This is a genomic window from Vibrio tubiashii ATCC 19109 (assembly GCF_000772105.1).
Classification (GTDB): Bacteria; Pseudomonadota; Gammaproteobacteria; order Enterobacterales; family Vibrionaceae; genus Vibrio; species Vibrio tubiashii.
In genome coordinates, this window is record NZ_CP009354.1 from 19,771 (window position 1) to 32,134 (window position 12,364).

12 protein-coding genes are annotated in these 12,364 nt (G+C 45.8%); 3 read left to right on the top strand and 9 right to left on the bottom strand.

The genetic code is table 11. The annotated features are described in order from the left end of the window. Window positions 1–21: 21 nt before the first annotated feature. The 3 genes from ilvE to ilvG are packed head-to-tail and all read right to left on the bottom strand — an operon-like array spanning window position 22 to window position 2,913. Window positions 22–969, bottom strand: a complete 948-nt coding sequence (ilvE, locus tag IX91_RS00090) for a branched-chain-amino-acid transaminase (RefSeq protein WP_004743612.1) — start codon at window positions 967–969, stop codon at window positions 22–24. 11 nt (window positions 970–980) lie between these two features. Then, window positions 981–1,265: an acetolactate synthase 2 small subunit gene (gene ilvM, locus IX91_RS00095; protein ID WP_004743613.1), complete on the bottom strand. Its 285-nt coding sequence runs from the start codon at window positions 1,263–1,265 to the stop codon at window positions 981–983. A gap of 1 nt (window position 1,266) precedes the next feature. After that, window positions 1,267–2,913: an acetolactate synthase 2 catalytic subunit gene (ilvG, locus tag IX91_RS00100; protein ID WP_004743614.1), complete on the bottom strand. Its 1,647-nt coding sequence runs from the start codon at window positions 2,911–2,913 to the stop codon at window positions 1,267–1,269. A 474-nt stretch (window positions 2,914–3,387) separates the two neighbouring features. Between ilvG and IX91_RS00105 the strand changes: the two genes are divergently transcribed. Continuing rightward, window positions 3,388–4,911, top strand: coding sequence for a YifB family Mg chelatase-like AAA ATPase (locus IX91_RS00105; protein ID WP_004743615.1), 1,524 nt, complete (start codon window positions 3,388–3,390; stop codon window positions 4,909–4,911). A gap of 28 nt (window positions 4,912–4,939) precedes the next feature. Here IX91_RS00105 and IX91_RS00110 read toward each other — a convergent pair whose 3' ends face one another. Further along, complete coding sequence (locus tag IX91_RS00110; RefSeq protein WP_004743616.1) at window positions 4,940–5,920, bottom strand: DUF2860 domain-containing protein; 981 nt, start codon at window positions 5,918–5,920, stop codon at window positions 4,940–4,942. 181 nt (window positions 5,921–6,101) lie between these two features. On the opposite strand from IX91_RS00110, the gene IX91_RS00115 reads away from it, so the two are divergent. Then, a complete protein-coding gene (locus tag IX91_RS00115) occupies window positions 6,102–6,986 on the top strand; it encodes an acyltransferase (RefSeq protein WP_004743617.1) in 885 nt (294 codons plus the stop codon). Window positions 6,987–7,037: 51 nt separating this feature from the next. Here the strand turns inward: IX91_RS00115 and IX91_RS00120 are convergent, their stop codons facing one another. The 5 genes from IX91_RS00120 to IX91_RS26595 form a co-directional block, all read right to left on the bottom strand. After that, a complete protein-coding gene (locus IX91_RS00120) occupies window positions 7,038–7,640 on the bottom strand; it encodes a thiol:disulfide interchange protein DsbA/DsbL (RefSeq protein ID WP_004743618.1) in 603 nt (200 codons plus the stop codon). A gap of 25 nt (window positions 7,641–7,665) precedes the next feature. Beyond that, window positions 7,666–8,652 carry a serine/threonine protein kinase gene (locus IX91_RS00125; RefSeq protein ID WP_004743619.1) on the bottom strand — a complete coding sequence of 329 codons (987 nt, stop codon included), beginning with the start codon at window positions 8,650–8,652 and terminating at the stop codon, window positions 7,666–7,668. Between the two features lie 55 nt (window positions 8,653–8,707). Further along, window positions 8,708–10,126 carry a cytochrome c oxidase accessory protein CcoG gene (ccoG, locus tag IX91_RS00130; protein ID WP_004743620.1) on the bottom strand — a complete coding sequence of 473 codons (1,419 nt, stop codon included), beginning with the start codon at window positions 10,124–10,126 and terminating at the stop codon, window positions 8,708–8,710. A gap of 526 nt (window positions 10,127–10,652) precedes the next feature. Continuing rightward, on the bottom strand, window positions 10,653–10,919 hold the full coding sequence (locus IX91_RS00135; RefSeq protein WP_004743621.1) for a YihD family protein: 267 nt from the start codon (window positions 10,917–10,919) through the stop codon (window positions 10,653–10,655). A 98-nt stretch (window positions 10,920–11,017) separates the two neighbouring features. Further along, window positions 11,018–11,185 (bottom strand): hypothetical protein, encoded by a 168-nt coding sequence (locus tag IX91_RS26595; protein WP_004743622.1) that lies wholly within the window; start codon window positions 11,183–11,185, stop codon window positions 11,018–11,020. A 292-nt stretch (window positions 11,186–11,477) separates the two neighbouring features. On the opposite strand from IX91_RS26595, the gene IX91_RS00140 reads away from it, so the two are divergent. Continuing rightward, window positions 11,478–12,275, top strand: a complete 798-nt coding sequence (locus tag IX91_RS00140; protein WP_004743623.1) for a sporulation protein — start codon at window positions 11,478–11,480, stop codon at window positions 12,273–12,275. Window positions 12,276–12,364: the final 89 nt, after the last annotated feature.

Sequence of the window (12,364 nt, forward strand, 5' to 3'; positions counted from 1 at the left end):
TCCTATATTTGCCGGTGCTTTTTAAGCTTTGTCTGCGTCTTGTGGGTAAACGTAATCTAGCCAACCCCATTTATCTTCTGTGGTGCCATTAAATAGGCCGAAGTAAGCTTCTTGGAGCTCTTTGGTGATTGGGCCACGTTTACCGCTGCCGACTTCAATCTTATCGATAGTTGCAACAGGAACGACCTCTGCTGCAGTACCTGTCATAAAGACTTCGTCTGCTAGGTAAAGCGCTTCACGCGCAATGTTTGCTTCACGCACTTCATAACCGCGATCACGAGCGATAGTCATAATTGAATCGCGAGTGATACCAGGCAGGATTGCGCTGGTTGCTGGTGGCGTAGTGATAACACCATCTTTAATCACGAAGATGTTTTCGCCAGCACCTTCAGATAGGTAACCATCGACACTGAGCGCAATACCTTCATCGTAGCCGTGACGACGAGCTTCACCACCAACAAGTAGTGAAGATAGGTAGTTACCACCAGCTTTGGCCGCTGTAGGAATTGTGTTTGGAGCTGCACGGTTCCAGCTAGAGATCATTGCATCTACACCTTTCTCTAGTGCTTCTTCACCTAGGTATGAACCCCAAGGGAAAGCTGCAATGATCAGATCCATTTCAGTGCCAACTGGTGGGCATACACCTAGGCCTACGTTACCCACGAAACCTAGTGGGCGAATGTAGGCGCTATCAAGTTTGTTTTGACGCAGCGTTTCGCGTGTTGCTTCCATAATCTCTTCAACAGAGTATGGAATAGGGAAGCGATAGATTTTCGCTGAATCTTTAAGACGTTTTGCATGCTCTAAATGGCGGAAGACAATTGGGCCTTTAGGTGTGTTGTAGCAGCGTACGCCTTCAAAGACTGAAGTACCGTAGTGCATAGCGTGAGTTAACACATGCACGTTAGCCTCGGCCCAAGGAACCATTTCACCGTTAAACCAAATGTAGTCTGCTGTTTTTGTAGCCATTATTGCCTTCCTTATGCACAAATCTTTTGTTGTAGGTTGTTATTTGGGAGTTCGTCACTCGCAATTTGCGTGACTTCAACAGTGCGTACATCCCAAAGCTTCTCGATTTGATTGGTGAGAAATGAAATAGGACGATCACTGTCGACGATGATTTCAACGCTAGCGACTTTGCTCTCGTGGTTTTGCGTACCAGCAACTTGCTTAACAATAAAACCACGGTGGCGTACCACACGAAGAACGCGTTCTAACAGTACAGGTTTATCATCCGCTTTAATGTCGATTAGATATCTTTCCATGTTAGGTGTTCTCCAGCATGTCGTTGTTTGATGCACCTGGTGGTACAAGTGGCCATACGTTTTCTTCTTCGTCGATTAAAACATGAAGTAAGTATGAGGTTTTACTTTCTAGCATTTCTTTAAGAGCTGGCTCAACTTCTTCTTTTTTAGTGATCACTTTACCCGGAATATTAAAGGCTTTTGCTAGCATCACAAAGTCCGGGTTGTCATCAAGAATAGTTTCACTGTGGCGACCATCAAAGAACAGAGATTGCCATTGACGAACCATGCCTAAACGCTGGTTATCGAGTAGAACGACTTTGACCGGAATCTGACGGCGCTTCAGTGTGCCTAGCTCTTGGATGTTCATCATAAATGAACCATCACCTGTGATAAGAATAGACTGATCATCAGGTCGAGCAACCGCTGCTCCCATCGCTGCAGGAAGACCAAAGCCCATAGTGCCTAGACCAGCGGATGTGATGAAGTTTTGTGGCTCGCGCGGTTGGATGTGCTGGGCTGCCCACATCTGGTGCTGGCCCACATCGGTAGAAATAATCGAAGTGTCCGGCATAAGATCAGATAGCTGCTTCAGTAACCCTGGAGCGTAGATAAGATCGCCAGGGTGGTCGTAGCGCCACTTGAAGCCACTACGTAGACTTTCACTATGCTTAACCCAAGGCGTGATGTCTTGAGTCAGCTCTAGTTGAGGAAGAACGGCTGGGATCTCACCACGTACTGGCGCATTGGCTTGGCGCAGTTTGTGAATCTCTGCAGCATCAATATCAATATGAATCACCTTAGCATTTGGCGCAAAGGTATCTAGCTTGCCAGTCACTCGGTCATCAAAGCGGGCGCCAACAGCAATCAAAAGGTCACACTCTTGTACAACTAGGTTGGCCGCTTTAGTACCGTGCATGCCAAGCATACCTAGATAGTGAGGGTCATGACGCTCAATCGTACCTAGCCCTTTTAGGGTGCTAACAGAAGGCATAGGGTTTAAACGTAGGAACTCTCGTACCGAGTCCGTTGCGTGACCAAGCTGTACACCACCACCGACGTAAAGTACCGGACGAGAGCTTTGAGAAAGCAGCTCTTGTGCTTGGGTTATAGCCTCTTGGCTAGCCACAGGCATCGCTGGTGGAGAAAAAGGAGGAAGAAGGTTTACTGGTGCTTGGCCTAGTTGAACATCTTTGGCGATATCAACGATTACTGGGCCTGGTCGACCTGCTTTCGCCACTTCAAAGGCTTCAGCAAGTGTTGGTGCCAGTTCATTGATATCCGTTACTAGATAGCTGTGTTTAGTACACGCGAGTGACATACCGATTACATCGATTTCTTGGAACGCGTCAGTACCGATATGAGAGCTAGCAACCTGACCTGTGATCGCAACCAGTGGAATTGAATCCATAAAGGCATCGGCGAGACCAGTGACTAGGTTAGTTGCCCCTGGCCCTGATGTTGCCATACAGACCGCGACGTCTTGAGTTGAGCGAGCCATACCAATTGCGGCCATCGCTGCGCCTTGTTCATGTCGACAAAGGATATGTTCGACGCCACCATCATAGAGGGCATCATAGATTGGCATGATGGCCCCACCTGGGTAACCAAATACGGTTTTAATACCTTGCTGCTTTAGGGCGGCAACGACTAACTCGGCACCTGTCATTGTGAGCCCCCTTTATGCATTGCTTGATGTTGTGTTGTGTTGCACGTCATGTGCGCTCCCATTCTTCCTACGGCTCTTGTTTTTCTGAGCTTTAATTTATGTCTGCCAAATTTTCAGCGTACTAATTGTAAAAAACCCCCGGACTTTTCAGTGCGGGGGTTTTTTTGAATCTGTGGTTATCTTTCGCCCACTCTACCCCGCGCGGAATCAATAATGACCACGATAATCAGGGCAATCAGTGCGTTAATGCGGGCGTTGAAGTTCATTTATTATTTCTTTAGTTATCTGTGCCTATATGGGCACGAAATTGTTTGCGTCTCTAGTGGTAACATACAATTCCGCCGCATGACAAGCAAAAACTCATTCTTTTTTCACATTCTTTCAGCATCTCGCCAAGCTATATAACAACCTTGATAACAAAATAGACGAACTATCAGGGGGATAAATAATGGTCAGACAACAAGTGAGCTTGGTATGGGATTAGCGATCATTCACAGCCGAGCTTGCGTCGGGGTAGAGGCACCAACAGTGACGGTAGAAGTGCATATCAGTAATGGTATGCCGGGATTTTGTTTGGTTGGTCTACCTGAAACTACGGTTAAAGAGTCTCGCGACAGAGTGCGCAGTGCGATCATTAATTCGCGTTTTGAATTTCCAGCTAAGCGAATCACAGTCAATCTCGCGCCTGCTGATTTACCTAAAGAGGGTGGTCGATTCGATCTACCGATAGCGTTAGGTATTTTAGCTGCGTCGGAGCAAATTCCTGTTAATGAGCTAAATAATCAAGAGTTTATTGGTGAGCTCGCATTATCTGGAGAGCTGAGAAGGGTGAAAGGCGTGTTACCCGCGGCGTTGGCTGCCAATCGAGTTGAACGCAGTTTAGTGGTCCCTCATAGTAATGGTGATCAGGCGGCTTTAGTTGGTGCTGAAAGACATAAATCGGCGCAAAGCCTACTTGAAGTGTGTGCCGATCTGTGTGGACAACAAAAACTCTCGTTACATCAAACAACGCAGCGCTGTGTAGCACCGAGTAGCCAGAGAGATCTGCAAGATATTATCGGGCAGCAGCAAGGCAAGCGTGCTTTGGAGATAGCTGCCGCAGGCAATCACAACTTGTTGTTTCTTGGCCCGCCGGGGACAGGAAAAACCATGTTGGCGTCGCGCTTGTGCGACTTGCTGCCCGATATGTCAGATAGTGAGGCGCTTGAATCGGCTTCGGTAGCTTCACTAACCCAACAAGAAATCAATGCCCACAATTGGAAGCAGCGTCCTTTTCGCGCCCCGCATCACTCAAGTTCGATGGCGGCACTGGTGGGAGGAGGCTCTATCCCAAGACCGGGAGAGATCTCTTTGGCGCACAATGGATTATTGTTTCTCGATGAGATGCCAGAGTTCGAACGCAAAGTACTCGATTCGTTGCGTGAACCACTGGAATCTGGGGAGATCATTATCTCACGAGCCCAAGGCAAGACGCGCTTTCCGGCTAGGTTTCAGTTGGTTGGGGCATTAAACCCAAGCCCCACCGGATATTATGAAGGCAACCAATCGCGAGCCAACCCGCAAACTATTCTGCGCTACTTAAGCCGTTTATCTGGTCCATTACTTGATCGCTTTGATATGTCTCTGGAAATCCCTGCTTTGCCAAAGGGGACGTTAGCGGAAGGGGGCGAAAGAGGTGAATCGACCCAGATTGTGCGAGATAGAGTATTGATAGCGCGTGAGAAAATGTTGTCACGAGCGAGTAAGGTGAATGCCTTATTAGGCAGTCGAGAAATAGAGCGCTACTGCCCCTTACATAAGCAAGACGCCCAGTTTTTGGAAACCGCATTGCATCGACTGGGTTTATCGATTCGTGCTTATCATCGGATTATCAAAGTCGCGCGTACTATTGCCGACTTAGAGGGGGCAAGCCATATTGAACGCAATCATCTTGCCGAAGCTCTGGGCTACCGAGCGATGGATCGCTTGTTGCGGCAGTTGACCGCGCAGGCTGTGTAAAAAAGCCCGCATTTGCGGGCTAGTGAAGTTAGAACTGGTAGTTAACACCGACAGAGAAGATCATCTGGTCTTCATCGTAGAAATCGATGTTTGAATCGGTCTGGCCATAACCCGCAAAAGAGATCAAAGACCAATCTTGCCAACCCATAAACTGCTGATATTCATAGGCAGCAAAGAGACTTAACTCGTCATCGTCACGAACCTTGTTGTAGACAGGGTGTGACGCATCATAACCTTTGCTTGTGTAGCTCGCGGTAAGTGCGAATTGATGGCGATTGATGACTTTAAACAGCGAAAGCTCGCCGCCCCAAGAGGTGAGAGAGTTCGCATCGCCGTCGGCATCCGTTTTAATGTAAGTCAGCGATGGCACTAAGAACATAGTACGGTCGACGGGAATGCGATAACTACCTTTTACATAGATCGATGTCGCGTCACGTCGCAGTAACTGTTGGTCACTCACTGAACGTGTCTGACCAGACTGTTCATTCTCAATATCTTTGATCGCATATGCGGTATCTAGACTAAAACCAGAGTTGGCAATATTGCTAAATTTAACACGATACGCATTGCCTTTCTCATCGGTGACACTACGAGCTGAGTTAGTTTGGAAAGGATCGGCCCAAGTTTCACCAGACATAATGGTCGGTAGGAAAGAGGCATCAATCACTGTTCCATTGGCCAACTGTTGCTTATAGCCTAACTCTAACGCTAAGGTACCGATGGCAATATCTTCACGAGATGTACCCGCATAGAACTGCTTGTCGAGTTGACTACCAAACGTATAAGCAATGCTACCTAGCGGCAGCGCTAAGACACTGCTATCTCTTTGACCTTTCTGCGTATTGTCCGTAATGGTCGCGTTAGTGTCGGTATTAAAATTAGAGGTTGAAGAGGTATAACCGGCACTGAGTGAGACTTCGCCGCTGATCCCCGCTGAATCAGAGAGCTGGGCCATTGCTGGTGCTGTGCTCAGTACAGCAAGCGCAATAAGGGTTGGTTTTGTGGTCATTACGGGTTCTCCATGGTGTAAACCTAGTGACTGATTGCCTTGAGGTCGAAGTGTGCTCTAACAACTCTGACCATAGTTAGATTAGTTTCAAACTTTCCAATGGCTTGTATAATTACACGCTGTTTTATTATTCATAAATGAATGTTTATAAATTTTTCATTAAATCTCACTTATTAAGCGTATGTTGGCACATTTACTCCTTGTTCTGAATGTTAGTTTGGTCATCTTGAACTCCGCAGTCTGCTCGATAGCTATTTGCGTTGTGGCCGTTTTTAAGTTTGTTTTGCCAAGTGCTGCACTTAAAGCAAAGGGCACTCAGCTTGCCAATAAGATCATGTGGCTTTGGGCAACAATGAACTCTGCCATTCTTAACGTTTCGAACCGAATTGAGTGGGATATTCAAGGCGGTGACGAACTGAAAAAAGATGGCTGGTACTTGATGATCAGTAACCACCTTAGCTGGACAGATATTGTTGTACTGTGCTGTGTGTTCAAAGATCGCATTCCGATGCCAAAATTTTTTCTTAAGCAGCAACTGCTCTATGTACCATTCATCGGTATGGCTTGTTGGGCTCTCGATATGCCATTTATGCGTCGCTATTCACGCGAATATCTGATTCGTCATCCGGAGAAACGTGGGCAGGATTTGGCAACCACTCGTCGTTCATGTGCTAAGTTCAAGCACACCCCTACAACGGTTGTGAACTATGTGGAAGGGACACGCTTTACCCAAGACAAGCAGCGTAAAAGCAAAGCGGGTTATCAATATCTTCTGCAGCCTAAAACGGGTGGGATAGCGTATACGCTCGCAGCGATGGGCGATCAGTTTGAGAGCATTATTGATGTCACGTTAGCGTATCCAGAGAATACACAAAAACCGTTTAAAGATGCTCTTATGGGCCGTATGACCAAGATCGTTGTTCGCACCAAAGTCTTGCCTGTGGATGAGCAAGTGCGAGGCGATTACTTTAATGACAAGCCATACAAGCGCCAATTTCAGCAATGGCTAGGTGATGTTTGGCAACAGAAAGATGAATTGCTACAGCAAGTACACCAAGATAAGTGATTAAATTTAAAGAATAAAAAAGGGAGCGTTTGCTCCCTTTTTACTTGGTGACTATTTTAGCGTTAGTAAGTAATTGACTAAGGCAAAGTACTCATCCAGAGAGGTGATTGAGCCTGCTTCAACTAGGTACTTGTTGTTAACAATAACCGCTGGAACACCAGATAGGCCGCTGTTTTTAAACTGTTTGTCGAAGCGACGAACCATTGAATCTACCGCAAAACCGTTAAAGGCCGCGTCGAACTTCTTCGCATCGACGCCTTCATCCAAGAAGATCTGACGCAGTTCTTCATCATTTTTTGGTGCTTTGCGCATATTGTGGATGCGGTTAAATAGTACTGGTGTCATCTTGTCTTCGACTTTCAGTACAATCATGGTTGCGTAAGCTTTGCTCATCGACTCACCCATATTGCCACCCATGAAAGAAACATGATTTTTCTGGAACTTAGCATCTTTAGGTAGCTTAGTTTTTAGCTGCTGAATGATAGGCTCGAACGAGTGACAGTGTGGGCAGTAGAAAGAGAAAAACTCCGTTACGGTCGGTTTCTTTGAGGCTTCTAAATCCAGCACCTTGTAGTGCTCACCTTGGTTGAACTGCGCAGCGTGAGCAGATAGGCTCAACATCAGTGTGGCAACTAGTGCAAACAGCTTTTTCATTCTTGACTCCATGTTGTCGATTTTCTTACCACTGTGGCATAAGTGAAAGTGGTGGCTCATCCAGTGCAGAAATCTGCTCTTTAAAAGCAAGCACCTGACTCTCCCAGTATTTTGGATCATTGAACCAAGGGAAAGCGAGAGGAAAAGCAGGATCTTGCCACCTTTTTGCTAACCATGCCATATAGTGCACCATACGTAGACCGCGCAGTGGCTCAATTAGTTTCAATTCATTGCTGTTGAAGTCGTTAAACTCCTGATACGCCTCTAGCAGAATGTCTAACTGCATCAGCTTGTCTGCTCGCTCACCGTTGAGCAGCATCCACAAGTCTTGAATAGCAGGACCGTTACGAGAATCATCTAGGTCAACAAACATCGGGCCATCGCGCCAAAGAATATTTCCTGGATGACAGTCACCATGCAAACGAATCAGGCTGGTTGAGTCATCCCAGTGATTTTCTAGAGATTTGATCAGCAGGTCGAGATCATTAAAAAACGCATTTTCAAGATGCATCGGAATAAACTGAGATTGCTCCAGTAACTTGCGCGGCTGATAGACGTACTCTTCGAGCCCGATTGTAGGGCGATGCTGGAAAACTTGTTTTGAGCCAACTTTATGAATGCGACCCAAAAAGCGTCCAACCCCTTCGAGTTGCTCTAGGTTATCGACTTCAAACTGGCGCCCGCCAACACTTGCAAATAGGGCAAACAGGTAGCCTTGATATTGGTGGAGAGTTTGACCGTTAATGACTGTAGGTGGAGCCACTGGGATCTCAGACTCGATCAGTTCAAGAGTAAAGTCATGCTCCTCTTGAATTTGTTCTAAGCTCCAACGCTCTGGGCGGTAAAACTTAACCACATAACGTTGGCGCTCTTCATCGGTAAACTGATAGACGCGGTTTTCATAGCTGTTTAGGGCCAGAAATCCAGATTCCGCTCGAATACCAATGCTTTCGAGGGCATACCACATAAAGTCAGGCGTTAACGCATCAAAGTTAAAGGCTTGTTGTGTCATAAAATAAAAGAGGCTCATTGCTGAGCCTCTTTCCATATCTGTGAGTAGAGCGCGCTTAGAGTTTCTTAATAAAGCGGCTTTCTACCTCAATAGTGAAGTCTTCGCTATCGGACAGTATAAACTGAATTGTTGAAACTGAAGAGCTGAGATTGTCAGGATTGACGCCTAAACTCATTGGCAGGTTAAGGACTTCACCCGGTTCCACTTGAATAGTTTGTTTGCCATACCAAGAGACATCACTTAGGCCTTCAACGCTGAGTTTGTACTCTTGTTCTTGTTGAGTTTTATTAATGATTTTCAGGGTGTAGGTATTCTCTACTTCACCTAAGCCATTGACTCTGAACAACTGATTACGGTCACGAAGAACGCTCAAACCTGCCGGGTCGACACTGGCAACCTGAACAAAGAACAAACCAATCATCACTAATAGTACCGCGCCATAACCGAGCAGTTTTGGACGCGCGACCTTAGTATGCTTGCCAGAGAGGCGGTGCTCCGTGGTGTAGCTAATCAGGCCTTTTTCATAGCCCATGCGATCCATGGTTTTGTCACAGGCATCAATACAAGCACCACAGTTAATACATTCATACTGTAGGCCGTCACGGATATCGATACCGGTTGGGCAAACCTGAACACAAAGGTCACAGTCAATACAGTCACCTAAGCCCAGAGCTTTGTGATCGGCTTTGCGTGAGCGAGGGCCTCGAGTTTCACCACGTTTGCTATCATAGCCGACGATAAAGGTATCTTTGTCGAACATGGCTGATTGGAAACGAGCGTAAGGACACATGTGAACACACATAATAGAGCGCATCCAACCTGCGTTGGCGTAAGTACAGCCGGCGAAGAATAGAACCCAGAATACCGGCCAGAATTCGGCATTAAAGGTGAAGAAACCAACCACTAGGTCTTTGATCGGTACAAAATAACCTGTAAAGGTGAAGCCGGTAGCAAGGGCAATTGCCCACCAAGCTAAGTGTTTTACACCTTTGCGCATTGCTAGATTGGCAGTGAGCTTACCTGAATCTTGCTTGCGGCGTTTGTTGGCGCTGCCTTCCAGCTTTTCCTCGAACCAAATATACATAAAGGTCCACACCGTTTGTGGGCATAGGTAGCCACACCAAACTCGACCTAAGAAAGTGGTGAGGAAAAAGAGACCAAAGGCGGCAATCATAAATAGCAGTGCAAGCAGGGTTAAGTCTTGCGGATAAAGTGTGGTGCCGAAAAAGTTAAACTGCTGATTGCCAAAGTCGAGCAAGATAGCTTGGCGTTCGCCATAAGGTATCCAAGGAATAAGAGCAAAGAAAACCAGTAGGAACCAGCCGCCATAACGACGTAGCTGTTGAAAGGTACCTTTACTCTCGCGAACATAGATTCGGTTGCTGGGATTAAACCTGTCCCCTTTGTTTTTATGGGCCTTAGGGTTAAAGGTCTTGGGAGTCACATCTTTGATATCGATTTTATCCTGACTCATTGCGCTTCCTTCTTGAGCTAAACGGTGAGATTTCTATTGTTCTCACTCTAGGGGCTGTTTATCTTTCGTGGTTAAATTTTGTTCGAGATAAAAGCGTTTTAATCACGGCGAGAGGTTTGCCGCCTAGTCATTCTAAGCAAAATACCTCTCAACAAAGAGTAAAACGCTTTTAGCCGAACCCTTCGGGCAGCGTTTGTGGTTCCTTTCTACTGCGTTATCGGCTTATTAGGTAGGATAACTACATTTCAAAGCCTCTGCCTTGTATAAAGAACCCACAAATTGCTGCAAAAATCATCTCGAAAGGTAAGCAGCCCCTACACATTGCTATTTGATTATAATATTTTAGTAAATTCTTATGGACGGCGATTATATACGCAATAACATTTTCATTTCTTTAAGGCTATCAACCTTTAACAACAAAGATCAGTACAGTTCTATAAATAAATGGCCTAACAGTTTCTAGCTTTGTCACCAAATAGGTATAAAAAAAGCGACTCAAGGTCGCTTTCATTAAAATTGCTCGCTGCTAGTCAATAAGACCACGGGCACGCAGAATCGCTGTTTTAAAATCATCTTCTTGGTCTTTCTTTAGACCGGGAATCATTTCATCTTTGCCACTGTTGCGCATTTTTAGATGGTAAATAAGAACATCGTCTGTCAGATCTTCTAGTTTGCCTTCATAGCCCGCTTCTTGAGCGAGCTTAACGATCATCTGTAGCAGGTTAAGTTCTTGATCTTTTTGCCATTCAGGTTCAAGTAACTCTAGTAGCTCCTCAATACGGTGACACTTCATTGGCTTTCTCCACAATATTTATAATGATTTGCTGCTAAAGGTATCAAATAGATGAAATGAAGGTAAGAAAAAAGCGCAGTCAGCACTGCGCTTTTTAATTAGGCTGCCTTAATAACCTTAGCAGGAGCGGTTGCCATAACGGCGGTCTTCTCTACTAAAGTCATTGCTGGAGCTGATTTTTTTGCCACTGGAGTAGAAACAAATCCACTACGGCGGCGCATCGCACTACGGTTTGTGTGCGAAAACCTGACTGTTGTTGGGCGCATTCAGTTACCTAACTGTCAGGCATATCCATTGCCAATGTAATGGCCTAATTAATCATGAGTTTGCTTCATTGCTGAAGTTTGGCTCTTCTGGCTCACGCCAATCCGAACAATTAATTAGGAATATTGATATGCACGCATATCAATAAATAGATTAGCATTATCAGTCGGATTGGTCGATATCTAATCGATTGCGATTCGCTACAATTATGTGAAGATATCTATAGTAGTGAGACAGTAAACCAGATTAGTATGAAAGTAATTTAATGGTTTCGTATGTGCCAAGGAGGTGTTGATGTCGTTATTTAAGAAAACCCTGGCCAGTTTTGGTATTGGATCTGCAAAGGTTGACTCTGTTTTGCAGCAAGAAGTCTTGTATCCAGGACAAAAAGTGAATATTACGATTCATGTCTATGGTGGGTCGACAGCACAAGAGATCGATAATATCGACCTCAAGCTCTATTGTCGCTATATCAAAGAGGTGCCTGCCAACCCAGATAAGGACAAGCACAATGCAGGGCGCATGCGTCGAGTCCCGACAAGTTATGCCTTAGCTAAGTGGTCACTGCCTTACGCTTTTACTATTAATCCGGGTGAAACGCGTGACTTTGAAATTGAGCTCGATGTACCGTGGAACACACCCGTTACCATTGGTGACTCCAAGGTGTGGTTGGAGACAGGCTTGGATATTGCGATGGCAAAAGATCCGACCGACAAAGACATTCTAACCGTCAGGCCTGACCCACTGCTTGATGGCATATTTACCGCACTTGAAGAGCAAGGTTTGCGTATTCGTCAGGTAGAGTGTGAAGAAGTTGACGGCTTTGCGATGCCGTTTGTCCAAGAGTTTGAATTTGTTCCGACCACAGGGCCTTTTCATGGCCGATGGCGAGAGCTCGAAGTGGTGGCATATCGAACTGACGATAAGTTACAGATGTGGTTTGAGATCGATCGTCACCGTGAAGGTGCAAAGGGCATGCTCGCAAGCTTGTTAGGGATTGGTGATTTGAAACGTCAAATGGAAATTCCTCTCCATACGTCTGCACAGGAAGCGGGCGCACAAGTAATTGCTTACTTGGACGAACATTCTTAACCAAAACTTAAAAAACTTTCAGCTTACAAGTGTAAGCTTAATGTGCCATACTCTCGAGTAATTATTCCATATTTACTCAGAGTAGGGCA